We start from the raw sequence: 19,176 nt of genomic DNA, 5'->3' as shown, positions 1-19,176 counted from the left end.
TGGCCGGCAATTACGGAAACGTTCCGACGTCATGAGGTTGCCGGCCAGCGGCCGGCACGACCGGCAGATACGGAAACGTTCCGACGTCATGAGGTTGCCGGCCAGCGGCCGGCACTACCGGCGGATATGGAATCATTCCGACGCCATGAGGTTGCCGGCCAGCGGCCGGCACTACCGGCAGATACGGAAACGTTCCGACGCCATGAGGTTGCCGGCCAGCGGCCGGCACTACCGGCAGATGCGGAAACGTTCCGACGTCATGAGGTTGCCGGCCAGCGGCCGGCACTACCGGTGCGCGGTGTCGACGCGCGGCGGTGGGCGAGGGGGCCTGAATCGGGGACAATAGCGTCCCCGCCGCCCCACGCCCGCTCCCGATGACCGATTCCGCCTCCCAGCTTCCTGCCCGCATCCTTGATGGCCGCCGTATCGCCGAGGACCTGCTCGACAGCCTGAAGGTGCGCGTCGACGCCCGCGTGGCCGCCGGCGGCAGCCGCCCGGGGCTGGCCGTGGTGCTGGTCGGTGGCGACCCGGCTTCGACCGTGTACGTGCGCAACAAGCGCCGTGCCGCCGAGAAGGTCGGCATCGAAGCACATGACTACGACCTGCCGGCCGGTACCACCGAAGCCGAGCTGCTCGACCTGATCGACCAGCTCAACGCCGACCCGAAGATCAACGGCATCCTGATCCAGCTGCCGCTGCCGGGCATCCCCGACGCGCGCCGGCTGATCCAGCGCATCGACCCGCGCAAGGACGTGGACGGCTTCCACCCGGAAAACGTCGGCCACCTGGCCCTGCGCGAGTTCGGCCTGCGCCCGTGCACCCCGCGCGGCATCACCACGCTGCTGGGCCACACCGACCAGCCGGTGCGCGGCCGCAACGCCACCATCGTGGGCGTGAGCAACCACGTCGGCCGCCCGATGGGTCTGGAGCTGCTGATTGCCGGCTGCACCGTGACCAGCTGCCACAAGTTCACCCCCAAGGACGTGCTGGAACAGGCCGTACGCAACGCCGACATCCTGGTGGTGGCGGTGGGCCGCCCGGGCATCGTGCCGGGCGAATGGGTGAAGCCGGGCGCGGTGGTGATCGATGTGGGTATCAACCGGCTGGATGACGGCCGGTTGGTGGGCGACGTCGGGTTTGAAGCGGCTGCCCAGCGGGCGAGCTGGATCACCCCGGTGCCGGGCGGCGTGGGCCCGATGACCGTGGCCACGCTGATGCAGAACACCCTGGAAGCCGCGGAAGCGCTGAGCTGACCTTTTGGGGTGGGTGCCGACCGTTGGTCGGCACAATGCCGGCAGGCCGATGACCCGCTCCTGGTAGGTGCCAACCTTGGTTGGCACACACCCATCGGGGCCATCGGCCCATCTGGGGTACCGGTGCCGGACGGATCGTGCCAACCAAGGTTGGCACCTACCAAAGGCAGTTCCAGGACTGGCCCGAGTGATTCTCTTAAGGTGGGTGCCGACCGTTGGTCGGCACAATGCTGGGGCAGGCCTATGACCCGCTCCTGGTAGGTGCCAACCTTGGTTGGCACATCCGTCAGGGCCATTGGCCCATCTGGGGTTCAGGTGCCGGACGGGCCGTGCCAACCAAGGTTGGCACCTACCAAGGGCGGTTCCGAGGCGGTTCCATGTCCATGGCGGTTCGGTGGGTATCAACCAAGGTTGGCACCCACCCAGCCCCCTGAACCAATCGCTGCCCACGCGACACTGCGTCGCATCTACCCCCTGCCACAGGGCGCGAAAAAGGGGTAAAATGTCGCGCTTCCCCACATCTCGGGTATGCCGATGCTGCGCATCCAGGCTGAAGCACTCACTTACGACGACGTCTCGCTCGTCCCCGCCCATTCGACCATCCTGCCCAAGGACGTCAACCTCGAAACGCGGTTGACTCGCGACCTGAAGCTCAAGCTTCCGATCCTGTCCGCAGCCATGGATACCGTCACCGAAGCCCGCCTGGCCATCGCCATGGCACAGCTCGGCGGCATGGGCATCATCCACAAGAATCTCAGCCTGGAACAGCAGGCCGCGGAAGTGGCCAAGGTCAAGAAGTTCGAGGCCGGTGTCATCCGCGACCCGATCACCGTCGGCCCGGAAACCACCATCCGCGACGTGCTGGCCCTGACCCAGGCGCACAACATCTCCGGCGTGCCGGTGGTGGGCAGCGACGGCCTGCTGGCCGGCATCGTGACCCACCGCGATATGCGCTTCGAGACCGAGCTGGACGATCCGGTCCGCCACATCATGACCAAGAAGGATCGCCTGATCACGGTCAAGGAAGGCGCGGCCTCTGACGAAGTGCTGCAGCTGCTGCACCGCAATCGCATCGAAAAGGTGCTGGTGGTCAATGATTCGTTCGAACTGCGTGGCCTGATCACCGTCAAGGACATCCAGAAGAACACCGACTTCCCGAACGCTGCCAAGGATCTGTCGACCCGTCTGCTGGTCGGCGCGGCCGTCGGCGTGGGTGGCGATACCGATCGCCGCGTGGAAGCGCTGGTCGCCGCCGGCGTGGACGTGATCGTGGTCGATACCGCGCATGGCCACTCGCAGGGCGTGCTGGACCGCGTCAGCTGGGTCAAGAAGAACTTCCCGCAGGTGCAGGTCATCGGTGGCAACATCTGCACCGGCGAAGCCGCACTGGCGCTGCTGGACAGCGGCGCGGACGCAGTGAAGGTGGGCATCGGCCCGGGCTCGATCTGCACCACCCGCGTCGTCGCCGGTGTCGGCGTGCCGCAGGTCACCGCCATTGACCTGGTGGCCGAAGCGCTGCAGGACCGCATCCCGCTGATCGCCGACGGTGGCATCCGCTACTCGGGCGACATCGGCAAGGCGCTGGCCGCCGGTGCCTCGACCATCATGGTCGGTGGCCTGCTGGCCGGTACCGAGGAATCGCCGGGCGAGACCGAGCTGTACCAGGGCCGTTCGTACAAGAGCTACCGCGGCATGGGTTCGCTGGCTGCCATGGAGAAGGGGTCGAAGGACCGCTACTTCCAGGACGCTGCCACCGCCGACAAGCTGGTGCCGGAAGGCATCGAAGGCCGCGTGCCGTACCGCGGCCCGGTGGGCGGCATCATCCACCAGCTGATGGGCGGCCTGCGCGCCACCATGGGCTACGTGGGCTGCGCCACCATCGAAGACATGCGCAGCAAGCCCAAGTTCGTGAAGATCAGCGGCGCCGGCCAGCGTGAGAGCCACGTCCACGACGTGACGATCACCAAAGAGCCGCCGAACTACCGCGCCTGATGCGCTTGCGAACTGCTCTTGCGATTACGGGCAGCCTGCTGATGGCAGGCTGTTCGTTGTCCGAACCGCCGCCGCGCTCCGGGTCTCCGGGCGCGGCGGTTTCGCAATTGCAGGACGTGCAGGCGTGCCAGAACGCGTTCTCGCTGCCGAAGGGCTGGCAGGTGCAGGCCGCCGGCGATCAGCGCTGGCTACTGAAAGGCACTGGCGAGCGCCCGCTGCAGGTCACCCTGCAATGCATTACCGAGCTGCTGCACGGGCCGGATGATCCGGTGCTGACACCGGTACTGGGCGCGCTGGAGCCCGCACGGATGAGTGTGCGCTGGGCATCCTGGGGTGCTGCGGATTCGGGCGTCTCGATGGCGGCGCTGCAACGGCGCATCGTGCCCGGCACCGAAGTGCAGGAAATCGCCGAGCTGCCGCGCGCTGACCGCTCCCACCCGAACGCACCGCACGGCCTGCTGATGCTGCGCTGGGACGAGGAAGACACCTCACATATTCAACAACGCGAGGCGTTCATCGCCACGCTGACGCAGAGCCTTGAAGCGCCGGGCGCTGCGAAAAACACCACTGGAACGGCACCATGACCAACATCCATAACGACAAGATCCTCATCCTCGATTTCGGCGCGCAGTACACGCAGCTGATCGCCCGCCGCATCCGCGAGCTGGGCGTCTACTGCGAAATCTGGGCCTGGGACCACAACCCGGCCGAGATCGCGGCGTTCGGTGCCAAGGGCATCATCCTGTCCGGTGGCCCGGAATCGACCACGCTGCCGGGCGCCCCGGCCGCGCCGCAGGAAGTGTTCGACAGCGGCCTGCCGATCTTCGGCATCTGCTACGGCATGCAGACCCTGGCCGCGCAGCTGGGCGGTGCCACCGAAGCGGCGGATCAGCGCGAATTCGGCCACGCCGAAGTGAACGTGATCAACCCGGATGCGCTGTTCAAGGGCCTGAGCGACCACGGCGGCGAGCCGAAGCTGAATGTCTGGATGAGCCACGGCGACCACGTCTCCGTTGCGCCGCCGGGCTTCACCATCACCGCCACCACCGACCGCATTCCGGTGGCGGCCATGGCCAACGAAGAAAAGCGCTGGTACGGCGTGCAGTTCCACCCGGAAGTGACCCACACCCTGCAGGGCCAGGCGCTGCTGCGCCGCTTCGTGGTGGATGTGTGCGGCTGCCAGACCCTGTGGACCGCCGCCAACATCATCGACGACCAGATCGCTCGCGTGCGCGAGCAGGTGGGCGATGACGAAGTGATTCTCGGCCTGTCCGGTGGCGTTGATTCGTCCGTGGTGGCCGCGCTGCTGCACAAGGCCATCGGCGAGAAGCTGACCTGCGTGTTCGTGGATACCGGCCTGCTGCGCTGGCAGGAAGGCGACCAGGTGATGGCGATGTTTGCCGAGCACATGGGCGTAAAGGTGGTGCGCGTGAACGCCGCCGACCGATACTTCGCCGCGCTGGAAGGCGTGAGTGACCCGGAAGCCAAGCGCAAGATCATCGGCAACCTGTTCGTTGAGATCTTCGACGAAGAGTCGAACAAGCTGAGCAACGCCAAGTGGCTGGCGCAGGGCACCATCTACCCGGACGTGATCGAGTCGGCCGGCAGCAAGACCGGCAAGGCGCATGTGATCAAGAGCCACCACAACGTGGGCGGCCTGCCGGAGCACATGAAGCTGGGCCTGGTGGAGCCGCTGCGTGAGCTGTTCAAGGACGAAGTGCGCCGCCTGGGCGTCGAGCTCGGCCTGCCGCGCACCATGGTCTACCGCCATCCGTTCCCGGGCCCGGGCCTGGGCGTGCGCATTCTGGGTGAAGTGAAGCGCGAATACGCCGAACTGCTGGCCAAGGCCGATGCCATCTTCATTGATGAGCTGCGCAAGGCGGATCTGTATGACAAGACCAGCCAGGCATTTGCCGTGTTCCTGCCGGTGAAGTCGGTGGGCGTGGTGGGTGATGCGCGCGCTTACGAGTGGGTGATTGCGCTAAGGGCGGTGGAGACGATTGACTTCATGACCGCGCATTGGGCGCATCTGCCGTATGAGTTCCTGGGGACGGTGAGCAACCGGATCATCAATGAGTTGCGGGGGGTGTCGCGGGTGGTTTATGACATCTCGGGGAAGCCGCCGGCTACTATTGAGTGGGAATGAGTTGAGAGAATGAGGGCGCCGAGAGGCGCCCTTGTTGATTGCGGGAGTTGTCTCTGGTGGAATGTGAAAGTCGCAGCGTCCGAGGATGCGAACGGCCGTCTTCCTCTGGAAGGCATGAAGCTGGCTGGAAAATCTAGAAAACCAGTCGAGAGCGAATTTCTGGGTAACAGGGGGAAGGGAATGAATTCTGAAGTTAAAGAAATTCTGGAGGCTTCGGCTGCTGTTGCCACCATTCTAGGGAGTGTGGGTGGGGCATTGCTATTCGTTATTAAGCGGAGACGAAGAAAAGACTCTGAAAAAAAAGAAGAGGAGAGTGGGGCTTGCGTTCCCGAGTCGGGCAAGGGGCAATCGCAGGTAGTTTCAAATGGGGCTGTGGCTATCCAAGCAGGCGGCAGCGTGATGGTGAATGGAGGAATTGGCTCGCGAGTGCAGGGAGGCAAAGATGACGCAATGTGAACAAAGCCAGGCTGTGAAAAATGGTGGTACTGCCCTTCAGGCGGGAGGAGACATCCACTTGCAGCAAGGGCTTTCATACCAAGATGTCCGACAGGTGGCGCAGGATTTGTTTGACGCAAATTTTTTCAGACTATCCGTTGTGGCTCGGGAAGAGGCGGCAAGCCGAGCGGAGTACATTACGGAGAAGTTTCTTAGGAAGTTGAGTGAAGAAAATCCGAATGGTTTTTCTAAAGCAAACGATCCTGGTTTTCAAAGTGCCTTGTATACAGTTCAAAGGGAACATGCCAAGGCGGGGGATGAAGATCTGGGTGATCTTCTTGTCGATCTCTTGGTAGATCGTTCAAAGCAGGATCAGAGGGATCTGATTCAATTGGTTCTGGATGAATCGTTGGCTACTGCACCAAAACTGACGAACGGACAGCTGAGCGTTCTGGCGATCACATTTGTTCTAAAGTACACCGTTAACAATCGTGTGGTGTCTGAGGAGTCGCTTGGAGACTATCTGGATAGGTACATAATTCCATTTGGTGATTCGCTCGCAGTCAGTGAGTCTTCATTTGCGCATCTTGATTTTGCTGGTTGTGGATCTACTTCCGTGCTGGTGGATATTTCGATTGAAGGAATTCTTCTTAATACCTATCCTGCACTTTTCTCTAAAGGGGTTACGTCCGAGGAGATATTGAGTGCGGGATTTTCCACGGTCGATGGACGAATCTTTTCCGAATGTTTGAATGATAGCTCAAGGTTTCAGGTGAGTGTAATTCGGGATTCTGAGGTTGAGTTAGTGCTGTCCAAGAGGGGGGTCGATGCTGGCGATATTGATCTTGCTAAAGCCATTTATTCTAGGAATATGATGTCGGAAGAGGAGGTTGCTAGGAAAATTCTGAAGCTTCGTCCGGCCATGGGAGATATTTCTAGGAAGTGGTCGGATTCTGGAATGAAGTCTCTTTCTTTGACTAGCGTTGGAAAAGCAATCGGGCACGCAAACGTGAAGAGGCTCGTGGGTGAATTTGGGGCGCTCAGCATCTGGATATCCTGAGGCTGATGGAACCGGAAGACGCGTGTTTACTGATCCGCCCACTTATTGCCTAGGCCTTAATTTCCCCAAAGCAGAACCCGGCGGCCGAAGATGGTACAGGGTGAGATCAAGCGCCGGGCCTTCGGACGGAGATTTGCACTTGTCCTTGAGATCATCGGGCTGACGACAATAGTAGCTGCTGATAGTGTCCAGTTCTACCTGATCCCGGCGGAAATCGAAAACTGGGGCTAGGGCGGCTGGTATTGTATGAAGAGCGCCTTACAGGCACGCAACAGCCTACGGTGAGGCCGAGGTGGAGATCCGCCAGAAGAGCTTGCGTCCCCTCTGCAAAGCTGTAACTTATTTTCTTGGTCAAGTTGCACATGAGGGATAGTGGGCAGTTCAGCCTGGCCAAGTTTCACCAATGGTTCGACGTTGCCTGTCACACGACATAGTGGCTTGCGCCCACACTCCCAGCGAACGAGAGTGTCTTACGGATAATGAGTCACTCAGGCCGAACCTCCCGACAAGCCCACTCAATCAACCCCCGACAAGCCAGAAACAACCCATCCACAACCCCCTCATCCAAATGCCGCTCCGGGTCCGCTGCCACCCGGCAGCGGTCTGCCGCGTGTAGCAGCTCCAGCACCGTCAGTGCGCCAACCATCGCGCGCTCACTTCTAGCCAGGCTCACGCGACGCCCGGGTGACACATCGGTTTCTGGCCAGGGATGCCCATCTGCACCCTCGCAGCCGCGCATGCGCTTGAGGATGCCGAGCAGGGAGTTCAGGTCGGGTAGGGGAGTGTCGTCGTTGATGGGTTCAACAACGGTGTACGAAGAGAAGGTGTCGGATTCATTCATGGCGTCGGCTTCCGTAGCTGTGCTTAACAGCGCCACCGCGAAGAGGTGGCGGACGATGCGTGGCTGCAAACCGGTTGATGCAGCGCTATTGGCCGGTGAGTCCGAAGACTCCCACGCACCGCCCGCCAGAAAGGCCGACGGATTGCCCGCCGGCACCGGTTAAGGACGGTGCCGACGGGCAAGCGTAAACAACTTGCGCGTGCATCAAACGGGTTTGCAGACCCGGAGCCACCCGTTGTCGGTGGCACGTCATGGTGTTTACGCCGTCGCTTCGAATGCCAATAGAAATTCGCGAAGGAATCGTTGAATCCGAGAGCGAAGATCTATTGTTGCACGCACCATTCGTGCAGCACGCGACGCCAGCAGACGCATTCGCGCAGCTGCTCTGCTGATAGCGAATCAAAGTGGCGCAATCACCCATGCCACAAGCGAATAGCGCGACAGCCTTCTTTGCAACAGTTCTTAGCCCGCCTCGCCAAGCAACGGCGCGCGATCAGCCGCATAGCCCGAAAAGCGGTTCAAACCCGACACCGTTAACAAGCCCCCGGCTTCAACCGACACCATCCTCAGCCGCATTCCCCACCAGCAACTCAATCATCGCCCGCGCCGCCGCCGACTGCCGCCGATGCGGCGCATAGATCACCGAGAACGGCCTCGACCGCCCGCGCAGCTGCGGCAGCACTTCCACCAACTGCCCACGCTGCAACCGTTCGCGCACGATGAACTCATAGCTTTGGCAGATGCCGATGCCCTGTTCGGCCAGCGACACCACGCCCAGCACATCGTCGGAGGTCTCGATGGACGAGCGCGGCAGCCAGTCCACGTCTTGCCCGTCGTCGCGGAAGATCCACGGCGCCAGCCGCCCGGTGCGCGGCATCACGAACGGCAGGCACAGGTGCTGCTGCAGGTCGTCCAGCGTCTGCGGCGTGCCGCGGCGCTGCAGGTAGTCCGGCGAAGCCACCAGCAGCAGCGGCGCGTCTTCCAGCTTTCGCCCCACCAGCCCGCTGTCCGGCAGCTGGCCCAGGCGGATGGCCAGGTCGAAGCCTTCGGCCACCAGGTCTACGTTGCGGTTGGTGATGTTCAGTTCCACCTGCACCTGCGGGTATTGCTGCGCAAAGCGCGCCAGCACGGGCGGCAGCCGGTAGTGGCCATAGGTGGTGGGCACGCTCAGGCGCACGCGGCCGGCCAGCGCTCCGTCCTGGGCCAGTACGTCGCGCTCGGCGTCGTCCAGCAGGCCGAAGGCGGTGCGCACCTGTTCCAGATAGAGCCGCCCGGCGTCGGTCAGGCCTACGCGGCGGGTGGTCCGCTGCAGCAGCTGCCGGCCCAGCCGCGCTTCCAGGCGAGTGACCGCGCGGCTCAGGACCGAGGGCGTGGTGGACAGCGCCACCGCGCCGGCCGTGAACGAGCCGTGCTCGACCACCGCCAGGAACACCTCCACATCGCCCAGGTAGTCGAACTTGCGGCTCATTTGGCTCTCCGGGGAACAGATGTTTTGCGACGGGGCCAATTTATCGCCGCTGGAGCGATGAATAAAGTGTCGGCCATTCCCCGATAGGAGTTCCCCATGAACCTGATGACCCGGCTGGCCGCTGCGCTGGCCCTGACCCTGGCCGCCAGCGGCGCGCAGGCCGCCAACGTGCTGGTGGTGTTGTCCGACGAAAACCACCTGGACCTGAAGGACGGCAAGTTGCTGTCCACCGGCTTCTATCTCAACGAGCTGATGCAGCCGGTCAAGCTGCTGCTGGACGCGGGCCATGAGGTGACCTTCGCTACGCCGCAGGGGCGGGCGCCGACGGTGGATGCGTCGTCGGTGACGGCGGCGTACTTTGGCAACGATACCGCGCAGCTGACGTTGCACAAGGAGCTGCTGGAGAAGCTGGCGCTGACTTCGCCGACGGCCTCGCCGGTGGTCAGCCTGGCGCGCATCGAGCAGCAGGGCTACGCGGGTTTCGATGCGGTCTACATCCCCGGTGGCCACGCGCCGATGCAGGACCTGCTGAAGAGCCCGGCGCTGGGCCGGCTGCTGGCCGACTTCCATCAGCGCAACAAGACCATCGCGCTGGTCTGCCACGGGCCGATCGCGCTGCTGTCCACGCTGCCGGATGCCGGTGGTTTTGTGGCGAAGCTGGAAGCGGGGGCGACGCCGGCCACGCCGAAGTGGATCTACAGCGGCTACCAGATGACGGTGATCAGCAACCAGGAAGAAGAGCAGGCCAAGCCGCTGCTGGGTGGCGGCGAGATGAAGTTCTACCCGCAGACTGCGTTGCAGCGGGCGGGTGCGACGTTCAGCAGCAATGCCACGCCGTGGACGGGGCATGTGGTGGTGGACCGCGAGCTGATTACCGGGCAGAACCCGGCTTCGGCGTTGGAGGTGGGGCGGCGGTTGGTGGAGCGGTTGAAGTAGGGCGGGCTCTGCATCGCATGCGGTGCCGTGGCACCATGGCGGACTGGCTTCGTCCTTCCGGGCGGGGCCGTTTTCCCAGGGAAGCCCTCGAACACGACATGCGAACGTCCTTCTTCATTCTCTCCGCCCTGTGCCTTGGCCTGTTGTCTGGCTGTGCCAGTGGCCCGGAGGAGCACGCCTCAAGCCGCGAGATCACGGGTGCGTTCGTGGCCGACGACGGCCAGTTGTATCTGCTGCCGCGCTTTGAAGAGCCCATGCGTTTCAATGCCGCGCCGTTCCGCGAGTACCGCGCGCTGATGGACAGCCCACTGCGCGAGGCGGTGGCCTGCGCGCAGATGTACTTCCATGAGGACTGGCGCGACCCGGCCAACAAGGCCAAGGTGCACGGCAGCTATGCGCTGCTGCTGCGGCCGGAGCAGGTGACGCCGGAACAGGCCGCGCAGTTCAAGCTGGAGCGGATTGAAGTGCTACCGCGCGAGGCGAAGTATGTGGATGAGCGGGCGCGCTACTACCTGCCGCAGGATCGGAGCCGCTACGCGCTGGCGTTTGACCGTGCCTGCAATCTTTCAAAGAAGGGCGGCAGCTATTACAGCGCGCTGTTCGAGGACGACGGCGAGCGGGTGAAGTTGCCGGATGCTGCTGCGTTGGCGGAGAAGGGGAGCCTGGCGCAGCCGATCAGTGCACGGGCGCAGCGGATCCTGCCGGAGCGGGAGGACAAGCCGGGTGTTGGGACGGCGGCTGGGAAGGTGCTGGGGGCGGCGTTGATCCCTGTAGCGGTTCCGGTGTTTGTGTTGAGCCTGCCGTTCCTGGGGCCGGATCATTGGAAGTAATGGGGCGCGCCAGGTGAGCCTATGATGTCACCAGGCACGTTCATCGCATGCATGCCAATGCTGGCACCAGCCCTTGAACAGAACAGGCTCAGCGCAGCGGGACAAGAAGCTCGGCGATCAGCCCTCCATCCTCGCCAGGCTTCATGTCCAGCCGTCCTCCGAAGCGTTCGACGATGGCCAGGACAATGGAAATGCCCAGTCCTGCGCCATCGCTGTGCTGCCGCCCCTGATCGCCGCGCCAGAAGCGTTGCCCGATCTGCTTGGCGTGCTCGGCGCTCAAGCCAGGGCCACGATCGGCTACCTGTAGCCGGCAGAAGCCAGCGGTGCCATTGAAATCCACCCGCAGTTCGACGCTGCTGCCCTGTGGTGAGTATCGCAGGGCGTTGTCCACCAGATTGCGGAGTGCAACTTCCAGCATCGACCGTGGAATGGCGCTGCCTGCATCGATCCCCTTGGATTGGATGGTCAGTCGCGTACGGGAGTCACCTGCAGCATTGCTGGCGACGCCGTTGACCACGTCCATGACCGAAGCGCATTCGTCTCCCTCGCTGGTGGATGCCTCCGTGCGCACCAGCGTCATCATCTGATCCAGTGTTCGCCGCAGGCGCTTCACGCCTTCCTCTGCACTGGCGAGCGAGCTCACTACGTCTTCGCCATCGCTTATCTGGGCGACCTGCAGATGCGTGTCGATCACTGTCAACGGTGTTCGCAGTTCGTGCGCTACTGCGTCGGTGAATGCCCGCTGGCTGGACAGCGTCCGGGCCAGGCGTCTGAGAAGCCCATTCATGGCACCCAGAACCGGATGCAACTCAGAGGGGGCAGGGCTCAACGAGATTGGTGAAGTGTCGTCCGCGTGCTTGGCACGCAGTTGCTGGGACAGCGTCTTCAGCGGGGCCAGACCCCGTCCAATGCCAATCCAGAGCGCCGCAAGGCCACCCAGAAGCGCAACGAGGAACGGCAGGCCGGCGGCAGCGAGCAGTTCATTGATCAGCGTGTCGCGTTGTTCGATGCGGTCTGCTGTCGTGATCTGATAGCCATTGGTGCGAAGCACATAGACCCTCCACTTCTGTCCCATGACATCTCGTGTGCTGAAGCCTGCCGGCAACGACTCGAACTCCGAATGGGGCCCGTTGGCCGTTCGAGCCAGAACGTCTCCGCGCAGGGGCCGTATATCGCATGCGATGCCGTCCTTGCCGATGAGGCGGACGGACTCGCTGAAATCCGATGTTGCCGAGCTTGGCGCCAGCGGTGCCTGCTCCAGAAGGCCCGCGACCATGCGCGCTGACATGGCCAGCCGCCCATCGAGGGTTCGATCAAGGTTCGAGTGAACACCACGCATCATCAGGGTGGCAGCGGTTGCCCACAGCAGAAGCAGCGAAAGACCGGTAATCAGTACTGCTCGAAGGCGCAGGCTCATGGTGTGGGTCTCCATCCCAGGCGATAGCCAAGACCACGTGCCGTCTCGATTGCAGTGGCTCCCAACTTTCGGCGGATGTTGTGGATATGCACGTTGAGGGCGTTGCTGCTGCCGTCTTCGTTCAAGCCATACAGGCGCTCATTCAGAAGGTTGGCCGAAACCCAGCGCCCATCGGTGCTGGCCAGGTGTGCCAGAAGATCGATCTCTCGACGGGACAGCGTGACTGACGCTTCATTGAACCAGGCCAAACCACTCTCCGGTTCCAGGCGCAGGGGGCCGGCCATGATGACCTGCGCAGCGCGGCCCTGGGTCCGCCTGACCAGGGCATGCAGCCTGGCTGCAAGCTCGCGAAGATCGAATGGCTTGATCATGTAGTCGTCTGCACCGGCATGCAGGCCTTTCAGCTTGTGGTCGATCGCATCGCGCGCGGTGAGGATCAGAACCGGAAGCTGGGGCTCGAAGACGCGGATGCTGGCGAGAAGGTCCATTCCGTCACGATCGGGAAGACCAAGATCAAGCACCAGCGCATGAAAGGTGTCTTCCCTGTGGCTGGCTTCTGCGTCCTGGGCCGTGGTGACATGGTGAACGGCGATGCCGTGCTTGCGCAGGCCGGCCACGATGCCGTTGCCAATCAGCTGATCATCTTCCACCAGCAACACGCGCATGTCCGCCTCAGCATTTCACGATCAGGAGGGCATGTTAGGCCAGAAAAGAGCGCGATGTCAGTGAAAAAGCGTGCATCCACAGCGCTTTAGTCTCACTTAATCGGACAGGGGCATCCTTCAGCCGAGTTTGCCTGGAGGGTTCTGATTTGACTTTGTATTGGCGCGTATTGTTGGCCTTTCTGCTGTGCTGGGGCGTGATCGGCAGCGCGGCGGCGAGTGCTTTTCTTCCTTCCTGGGGCAACAGCAATCCGGAGTTTCTTGAAGCCGCCGACGTGTTCAGGCTGGACGCGGTTCAAGAGCAGGGCCCCAGGATGTCGGCAGCCGGGCATGTTGCCGACGGCTACTACGTCTACCGCCACTCGATCAGGTTGGTCGACGCGCGCGGGAGTTGGATCGACCTGGATCTTCCCGCCGGCCAACCGAAGCATGATGAGTTCTTCGGCGATACGCAGATCTATACGGGAAGTGACCTTCGCCTGCGTTGGCCCACGACGGCCCCTGGCCCACTGACGTTGCATTGGCAAGGCTGCGCGGACGGTGGTATCTGCTATCCGCCACAGAAAATGCAGGTAACACTGCCGATAGTGCGGGACGCGCCAGCACCGCCCGCAGCAGGCGCACGTGCTCCTTCCCCGGTGGCTGCTTCCGTTGATCGTCCTGCATTGCCCGCAATCGATGATGCGGCGACTTCGCCGCAGGCGGGCGCAGCAGAGGCACCAGCCGTGCCGAAACCGGCTCCTGAAACGTCTGATGCCGGTGTCGCAGTAGAAATGGCGGAGGATCAGGCGGCGGCCGAGAAGCTCTCGACGCTGGGGCCGGTCACCGGGGTGCTGCTCTTCTTTGGTTTCGGCCTGCTGTTGGCGTTCACGCCCTGCACGTTGCCGATGATCCCCATCGTATCCACGCTGGTTGTCGGCAACCAGGCGGGTCCGCGACGCGCGTTCCTGCTGTCCTTGACGTATGTGCTGGCGATGGCGGGAACCTATGCGGCCGTCGGTGTTGCCGCCGGGTTGGCAGGGGCCAATCTGCAGGCGATGTTGCAGTCGCCGTGGTTGCTTGGGGCCTTTGCCGCGCTGTTCCTCATCCTGGCAAGTTCGCTGTTTGGCCTGTTCGAGCTGCGCCTGCCTTCGGCCCTGGTCAACCGCATCGGCGCTTCCGGCCAGGAGCGTGCCGGCGGGCGCGTTGCAGGTGCTGCTGCACTGGGCTTCCTCTCGGCATTGCTGGTCGGGCCGTGCATGACCGCGCCATTGGCGGGCGCGCTGCTCTACATCGGCCAGACCGGCAGCGCGCTGTACGGTGGGCTTGCGTTGTTCGCCCTCGGGCTTGGAATGGGTTTGCCTCTACTGGCCATCGCCGTGTTCGGGGCACGCGTTCTTCCGCGGCCCGGTGCATGGATGGAGACCGTGCGAGTGGTCTTCGGCTACGTCATGGTTGGCATGGCAGTGATGATGTTGTCCCGGTTCCTGTCCGGCACGATGGGGCTGTTGCTCTGGGGCATGTGGATACTCTCGATCGCGATTGGACTGATCGCGTGGGGCCAGGCCGTGGCAGCGAGGCGTCGCCTGGCGTGGGCGCTGCGATCCGTTGCGGCCTTTGCGGGCCTGTGGTCTGTGCTGATGCTTGTGGGTGCAGCCGCCGGTGGGGAATCCAGCTTGCAGCCGCTGGCACATCTGCGAACAGCGGCAAGCACTCCCGGCACCGCCAGTGTGGCCTATGTGCAGGCCAAGTCCATTGAGGACGTGGATGTTCGAATCGCCGAGGCCGGTGCACGCGGTCAATGGACACTGATCGACTTCTATGCCGACTGGTGCGTCAGTTGCCACGTGATCGAGCGCGAGGTATTCGAGCATCCTGATGTCTCTTCTCGCCTGGCCGGCATGCAGGTCGTGCGCCCGGATGTGACGCGTAACGATGAGCAGGACCAGGCCTTGCTGAAGCGATGGCAGGTGCAAGGGCCTCCCACGATCATCCTGGTGGGGCCGGATGGACGGGAGCGCAGGGCGCAGCGCGTTGTCGGTGAAGTCGATGCGGATGATTTCATGGCTCGCCTCGATCGGGCGGGAGCACCATGATCAGCATCGGGCCGTTCTCCATCGACATGGTGATCTTCGTGCTTTCTGCGCTGCTGGCCTGGTCGGTGGCACGGATGTGGGCACGCCGACTGCCCGATTCGCCCCACAAAGCGGCTGGCAGCCTGTTGTTCGATGCTCTGCTCGTGGGGCTGCTGGTTGCGCGGCTGGCGTACATCGCGAGGTGGTGGAAGGAATACACGCAGGCGCCTTGGTCGATGATTGCGATCGGTGACGGTGGATTTTCCTGGTGGATCGGCACGCTCGGCGCGCTGTTGTTTATCGCCTGGCGCACGCGATCGGCACGAGCACTGCGGGTACCTGTTTCTGCGGGTGTGCTGGCCGGTGTTCTTGCCTGGGCGGCGGCCGGTGGCGTCTTCGCACTGCTGCAGCGCTCGGCACCGCCCTTACCGAGCGACCCGTTGGTGATGCTCGATGACCGTCCGGTGAGCTTGGACGCGTATGTGGGCCGGCCTGTCGTCGTCAATTTGTGGGCGACATGGTGTCCTCCGTGCCGTCGTGAAATGCCGGTGCTGGAGCAGGCGCAATCGCTCTATCCGGAAACTGCATTCGTCATGGTCAATCAGGGCGAGCGAGCGACGGTCATCCAGAGTTTCCTCGAACGTGAGGGGTTGAACCTGGACCATGTTCTGCGTGACCCGGCATCGGACACGATGCGCGTGATGGGCGCGCGCGGCCTGCCTACCACTCTCTTCTTCGACAGCGAGGGGCGCCTGGTGGATACGCACATGGGCGAAATGACGATGGCCAGTCTCAAGAACACGCTCATGCGCAGATTTGCGCAGAAATCTCCAAACACCATAAATCGGGAGTAACAGCACCATGTTTGCAAATCCTTCGAGCCGTCGTGCATCCCTCGGAGTGTGTCTTCTGTTGACGGCGGGTTGCAGCCAGGCGGGGACCGCCGACGAATCACCGGCCATCGCCGCGCTGAAAGGCCAGGGGCTTTCCATCGTGAAGGAATTTGATGCAGGGACGGAGGTGCGTGCCTTCGCTGCGGTCGCGGGCGATCAGCCAGTCGCGGCCTACCTCACCAAGGATGGCAATGTCATCGTTGGCACACGGTTGGATACCAAGGGCAACCGCATCGATGATCCCACCCTGCAGGAGCTGGTGGCCAAACCAATGGCGGAACGTACCTGGGCGCAGTTGGAGTCCTCCACCTGGGTGCTTGACGGAAAAGCTGACGCGCCGCGGGTGATTTATACCTTCAGCGATCCCAACTGTCCCTACTGTCATCGCTTCTGGGATGCGGCGCGGCCGTGGGTGGACGCCGGCAAGGTCCAGCTTCGGCACATCTTGGTTGGGATCATCAGCGAAGACAGCCCCAACAAGGCAGCAGCGATCCTTGGCGCTCCCAACCGCTCTGCCGCACTGCTGGAGAACGAGCACACGTTCGAGCGAGGCGGCATTACACCGGCCAAAAGCATTCCCGCCGACGTAAGCAAGACCCTGGAAGATCATCAGATGCTCATGCTGACGCTGGGGTTCCGCGGAACGCCTGGCATTGTTATCCGCGATGGTCAAGGTGTTCTCAAGAAGTACAACGGAATGCCGCAGCAGGGGGCGCTTTCCGAGGTGCTAGGGCCGCGCTGATTCGCAGCGCACTGTCGACAGCGGCTTGATCGGCACTTATCGACAGGCCATGGGTTCTGCATAGGCCTTGGCTCGGCGGAGGTCCGAGCCGGGCCAGACCGTGCATGGCGTAGATCTACTGACACCTCGGTTTGCCAACTGCTACACAGCTGAGCTGCCATTGCTGCCAAGCCTTGGCATCGATGCCGGCCTTCATCGCAATGCCTTGCAGCTCCTCCCAGTTCCTCGGCGAAGGCGCGGCCAGCAGCCCGCGCATGAAGGCCTGCATCTTTACTTCGCCAACCTGTTTTTCCAGCGAGATCAGCAACAAGGGGCCGTAGCCATAGCGGTACAGTTCGCCCAAGTCCGAGTTGCCGTCGATGGCATCGAACGCGGGCAGCGGCTTCTCCTGCTTATCGACGGCCGATTGCAGTCGCGCAATGTAGCGATCCGCCGCGGCATCGCCACTGATCTCGCGCAGCGCCTTGATCGACAGGAATTCCGCGCTGGATTCCAGCAGCACCCAGAAGTAGGGGCCCTGCGGACGGTTCAGCGTGCCGAAGTAGTAGTGGCCCATTTCGTGTGCGATGTACTGCACACGCCGCTCGGCGTTCTCGCCACCGGCCAGCAATGAATCGGCCACGTTGCCGATGCTGCCGCTCATGGCGATGGTCGGCCAGGTGGCAAAGCCCCATTCGCTGCCCTCGCGGTCACGCTCGATCTGGTTGAGCGTGACCATGCGCAGGAAGGTGGGGCGGTCGGCCAGCGGCACGCCCATGTAGCGGCTGTGCACGTCGGCTATCTTCTGCACCGTGCTGGACAGTGCATCGACCTTGGCCGGGGGCAGGGTCTCATTGAGGATCGTGACCTGCGCGGTGCGGGTGATCGGGCCGCTGCCGCCGAACAGCAGGATCGGCCGTGCGTTGTCGCTGCGGAAGTGGCCCTGTGCGCCTTCGATGGCCTGGCTGCCGTTGAGATACAGGAACCGGCAGCCGGCGCAGTCCACCTGCAGGTCGTAGCGGCTTTCGCTGCTGCGCACGCGGGCCCTGGGATCGAACGCCTGCGGCAGCCATGCGGACTGTTCGGTGAAGCGGGCGCTGTCGCCGTTGAAGGCCATCAGGCCTTTGAAGTCGGTCGGGGCATCGTGCCGGGCGTAGACCGGGAAGGCGCCCACGTACTGCACGCAGAGCGTGGCGGGTGGCTTGGCCACGGTGTACACGCGTGCTTCGCCATCCACGCCGGGGTCGTACCAGCCTTCGAAGTCCAGCGGCGCGCCATCGCCATCGGTGACCCGTGCGACATTCAGGCCGGCGTTGAGCACGAAGGTGCCGAGCGAATCGGCAGGTCGGTTGGATACGCAGACGTTGCCTTCGACGCGGCCACTGGCAATGTCCAGCCGCACGCTGCCGGTGGTGAGTGGCGTGGCGTCCTCAGCAGGCGGCGCGGCCTGGCTGGTGGCGGGGGCGAGCAGCGCGATCAGGGCGGCGGGCAGCAGGGTGTTGCAGGGGTTCATCGGGCCATCCATGGGTGGATTGCGCTGACTATAGGGGTAATGTGAAAGTCTGCCGAGAGGGCAGCATCCACGCACGGCGTGGATCTACTGATCCGCGCGTGGAGTGGATCCAGAGGACTACACTGGCTGCCTGTGCCCGATGGAAGCTCGCCCATGTTCAGTGGAAAGGTCGCGGTGGTTACCGGCTCCACCAGCGGTATCGGTCTTGGCATTGCGACCGCGCTGGCGCGGCAGGGTGCCGATATCGTGCTGAATGGCTTTGGCGATGCGGCAGAGATCGAACATATCCGTTCCAACCTGGAAGCCGAGTTCGGCGTGCGGGTGGTGCATGACGGCGCCGATCTGTCCCGTGGTGAGGCGGTGCGCGGAATGATCGACAACGCCGTTGCGAAGATGGGGCGCATCGACATCCTGGTGAACAATGCCGGCATCCAGTACACCGCGTCGATCGAGGAATTCCCCATAGAGAAGTGGGATGCGATCATCGCGCTGAATTTGTCGGCGGTGTTTCATGCAACGGCGGCGGCCTTGCCCCACATGAAGCAGCAGGGCGCCGGGCGCGTCATCAACATTGCGTCGGTACACGGGCTGGTGGGCTCGGTGAAAAAATCGGCCTATGTGGCGGCCAAGCACGGCGTGGTGGGGTTCACCAAGGTGACCGCGCTGGAGAATGCGGGCACCGGCATCACCGCCAACGCGATCTGCCCGGGTTGGGTGCGGACGGCGCTGGTCGAGCAGCAGATCACCGCGTTGGCCGAGCGCGAAGGCACGGATCAGGAGACCGCCGCTCGCGCGCTGCTGGCTGAAAAACAGCCCTCTTTGCAGTTCGTGACGCCCGAGCAGGTGGGGGAAATGGTGGTGTTCCTGGCCTCGGACGCTGCGGCGCAGATCACCGGCACGGCGTTGCCGGTGGATGGTGGCTGGACCGCCCGCTAGCGGACCGGCATCGGCCGCG

At 63.2% G+C, this 19,176-nt stretch carries 17 protein-coding genes; 12 read left to right on the top strand and 5 right to left on the bottom strand.

The features are described 5' to 3' along the window. The first annotated feature begins 374 nt into the window (after positions 1-374). The 6 genes from folD to R1L06_RS05485 all read left to right on the top strand — a co-directional run bounded on the left by folD (position 375) and on the right by R1L06_RS05485 (position 6,886). The gene (gene folD, locus R1L06_RS05510; RefSeq protein ID WP_005409307.1) at positions 375-1,253 is read left to right on the top strand and encodes a bifunctional methylenetetrahydrofolate dehydrogenase/methenyltetrahydrofolate cyclohydrolase FolD; all 879 of its coding nucleotides are present in this window, start codon (positions 375-377) and stop codon (positions 1,251-1,253) included. Between the two features lie 534 nt (positions 1,254-1,787). Continuing rightward, positions 1,788-3,245: an IMP dehydrogenase gene (gene guaB, locus R1L06_RS05505; RefSeq protein WP_049483302.1), complete on the top strand. Its 1,458-nt coding sequence runs from the start codon at positions 1,788-1,790 to the stop codon at positions 3,243-3,245. A 107-nt stretch (positions 3,246-3,352) separates the two neighbouring features. Beyond that, the gene (locus tag R1L06_RS05500) at positions 3,353-3,829 is read left to right on the top strand and encodes a hypothetical protein (protein ID WP_317217142.1); all 477 of its coding nucleotides are present in this window, start codon (positions 3,353-3,355) and stop codon (positions 3,827-3,829) included. Further along, the gene (gene guaA, locus R1L06_RS05495; protein ID WP_014646866.1) at positions 3,826-5,391 is read left to right on the top strand and encodes a glutamine-hydrolyzing GMP synthase; all 1,566 of its coding nucleotides are present in this window, start codon (positions 3,826-3,828) and stop codon (positions 5,389-5,391) included. The genes R1L06_RS05500 and guaA overlap by 4 nt, the downstream gene beginning before the upstream one ends. 114 nt (positions 5,392-5,505) lie before the next feature. After that, the gene (locus tag R1L06_RS05490; RefSeq protein WP_182267652.1) at positions 5,506-5,847 is read left to right on the top strand and encodes a hypothetical protein; all 342 of its coding nucleotides are present in this window, start codon (positions 5,506-5,508) and stop codon (positions 5,845-5,847) included. Beyond that, positions 5,834-6,886, top strand: a complete 1,053-nt coding sequence (locus R1L06_RS05485; protein ID WP_182267653.1) for an LPO_1073/Vpar_1526 family protein — start codon at positions 5,834-5,836, stop codon at positions 6,884-6,886. The genes R1L06_RS05490 and R1L06_RS05485 overlap by 14 nt, the downstream gene beginning before the upstream one ends. A gap of 484 nt (positions 6,887-7,370) precedes the next feature. Here the strand turns inward: R1L06_RS05485 and R1L06_RS05480 are convergent, their stop codons facing one another. Together R1L06_RS05480 and R1L06_RS05475 are read right to left on the bottom strand one after the other, a co-directional pair. Continuing rightward, complete coding sequence (locus tag R1L06_RS05480; protein WP_182267654.1) at positions 7,371-7,727, bottom strand: hypothetical protein; 357 nt, start codon at positions 7,725-7,727, stop codon at positions 7,371-7,373. Positions 7,728-8,277: 550 nt separating this feature from the next. After that, positions 8,278-9,195: a LysR family transcriptional regulator gene (locus R1L06_RS05475; protein ID WP_317217129.1), complete on the bottom strand. Its 918-nt coding sequence runs from the start codon at positions 9,193-9,195 to the stop codon at positions 8,278-8,280. 96 nt (positions 9,196-9,291) lie between these two features. Between R1L06_RS05475 and R1L06_RS05470 the strand changes: the two genes are divergently transcribed. Both R1L06_RS05470 and R1L06_RS05465 read left to right on the top strand, forming a co-directional pair. Continuing rightward, positions 9,292-10,131, top strand: coding sequence for a type 1 glutamine amidotransferase domain-containing protein (locus R1L06_RS05470; RefSeq protein WP_317217128.1), 840 nt, complete (start codon positions 9,292-9,294; stop codon positions 10,129-10,131). 98 nt (positions 10,132-10,229) lie between these two features. Beyond that, a complete protein-coding gene (locus tag R1L06_RS05465) occupies positions 10,230-10,961 on the top strand; it encodes a hypothetical protein (protein WP_317217127.1) in 732 nt (243 codons plus the stop codon). 88 nt (positions 10,962-11,049) lie between these two features. Here the strand turns inward: R1L06_RS05465 and R1L06_RS05460 are convergent, their stop codons facing one another. Further along, the gene (locus R1L06_RS05460; RefSeq protein WP_317217126.1) at positions 11,050-12,378 is read right to left on the bottom strand and encodes an ATP-binding protein; all 1,329 of its coding nucleotides are present in this window, start codon (positions 12,376-12,378) and stop codon (positions 11,050-11,052) included. Beyond that, the gene (locus tag R1L06_RS05455; protein WP_317217125.1) at positions 12,375-13,043 is read right to left on the bottom strand and encodes a response regulator; all 669 of its coding nucleotides are present in this window, start codon (positions 13,041-13,043) and stop codon (positions 12,375-12,377) included. The genes R1L06_RS05460 and R1L06_RS05455 overlap by 4 nt, the downstream gene beginning before the upstream one ends. A gap of 146 nt (positions 13,044-13,189) precedes the next feature. Here R1L06_RS05455 and dsbD point away from each other — a divergent pair, with 146 nt between their 5' ends. The 3 genes from dsbD to dsbG are packed head-to-tail and all read left to right on the top strand — an operon-like array spanning position 13,190 to position 16,729. After that, the gene (dsbD, locus tag R1L06_RS05450) at positions 13,190-15,115 is read left to right on the top strand and encodes a protein-disulfide reductase DsbD (RefSeq protein WP_317217124.1); all 1,926 of its coding nucleotides are present in this window, start codon (positions 13,190-13,192) and stop codon (positions 15,113-15,115) included. After that, the gene (locus R1L06_RS05445) at positions 15,112-15,948 is read left to right on the top strand and encodes a prolipoprotein diacylglyceryl transferase family protein (protein WP_317217123.1); all 837 of its coding nucleotides are present in this window, start codon (positions 15,112-15,114) and stop codon (positions 15,946-15,948) included. Before dsbD ends, R1L06_RS05445 begins: the two co-directional genes overlap by 4 nt. Before the next feature lie 7 nt (positions 15,949-15,955). After that, positions 15,956-16,729 carry a thiol:disulfide interchange protein DsbG gene (dsbG, locus tag R1L06_RS05440; protein WP_317217122.1) on the top strand — a complete coding sequence of 258 codons (774 nt, stop codon included), beginning with the start codon at positions 15,956-15,958 and terminating at the stop codon, positions 16,727-16,729. 115 nt (positions 16,730-16,844) lie between these two features. Here the strand turns inward: dsbG and R1L06_RS05435 are convergent, their stop codons facing one another. Next, positions 16,845-18,221: a M1 aminopeptidase family protein gene (locus tag R1L06_RS05435; protein ID WP_317217121.1), complete on the bottom strand. Its 1,377-nt coding sequence runs from the start codon at positions 18,219-18,221 to the stop codon at positions 16,845-16,847. Between the two features lie 153 nt (positions 18,222-18,374). Here R1L06_RS05435 and R1L06_RS05430 point away from each other — a divergent pair, with 153 nt between their 5' ends. Further along, complete coding sequence (locus R1L06_RS05430; protein WP_317217141.1) at positions 18,375-19,157, top strand: 3-hydroxybutyrate dehydrogenase; 783 nt, start codon at positions 18,375-18,377, stop codon at positions 19,155-19,157. Positions 19,158-19,176: the final 19 nt, after the last annotated feature.

This window comes from Stenotrophomonas mexicanensis (assembly GCF_032911605.1).
Classification (GTDB): Bacteria; Pseudomonadota; Gammaproteobacteria; order Xanthomonadales; family Xanthomonadaceae; genus Stenotrophomonas; species Stenotrophomonas maltophilia_A.
This window is presented reverse-complemented; position numbering and strand designations above follow the sequence as displayed.

Coding starts and splice junctions, on each gene's coding strand:
- folD (WP_005409307.1), top strand. CDS start 375: ATGACCGATTCCGCCTCCCAGCTTCCTGCCCGCATCCTTGATGGCCGC.
- guaB (WP_049483302.1), top strand. CDS start 1,788: ATGCTGCGCATCCAGGCTGAAGCACTCACTTACGACGACGTCTCGCTC.
- guaA (WP_014646866.1), top strand. CDS start 3,826: ATGACCAACATCCATAACGACAAGATCCTCATCCTCGATTTCGGCGCG.
- R1L06_RS05490 (WP_182267652.1), top strand. CDS start 5,506: ATGAAGCTGGCTGGAAAATCTAGAAAACCAGTCGAGAGCGAATTTCTG.
- R1L06_RS05485 (WP_182267653.1), top strand. CDS start 5,834: ATGACGCAATGTGAACAAAGCCAGGCTGTGAAAAATGGTGGTACTGCC.
- R1L06_RS05480 (WP_182267654.1), bottom strand. CDS start 7,727: ATGAATGAATCCGACACCTTCTCTTCGTACACCGTTGTTGAACCCATC.
- R1L06_RS05475 (WP_317217129.1), bottom strand. CDS start 9,195: ATGAGCCGCAAGTTCGACTACCTGGGCGATGTGGAGGTGTTCCTGGCG.
- R1L06_RS05470 (WP_317217128.1), top strand. CDS start 9,292: ATGAACCTGATGACCCGGCTGGCCGCTGCGCTGGCCCTGACCCTGGCC.
- R1L06_RS05465 (WP_317217127.1), top strand. CDS start 10,230: ATGCGAACGTCCTTCTTCATTCTCTCCGCCCTGTGCCTTGGCCTGTTG.
- R1L06_RS05460 (WP_317217126.1), bottom strand. CDS start 12,378: ATGAGCCTGCGCCTTCGAGCAGTACTGATTACCGGTCTTTCGCTGCTT.
- R1L06_RS05455 (WP_317217125.1), bottom strand. CDS start 13,043: ATGCGCGTGTTGCTGGTGGAAGATGATCAGCTGATTGGCAACGGCATC.
- R1L06_RS05445 (WP_317217123.1), top strand. CDS start 15,112: ATGATCAGCATCGGGCCGTTCTCCATCGACATGGTGATCTTCGTGCTT.
- dsbG (WP_317217122.1), top strand. CDS start 15,956: ATGTTTGCAAATCCTTCGAGCCGTCGTGCATCCCTCGGAGTGTGTCTT.
- R1L06_RS05435 (WP_317217121.1), bottom strand. CDS start 18,221: ATGAACCCCTGCAACACCCTGCTGCCCGCCGCCCTGATCGCGCTGCTC.
- R1L06_RS05430 (WP_317217141.1), top strand. CDS start 18,375: ATGTTCAGTGGAAAGGTCGCGGTGGTTACCGGCTCCACCAGCGGTATC.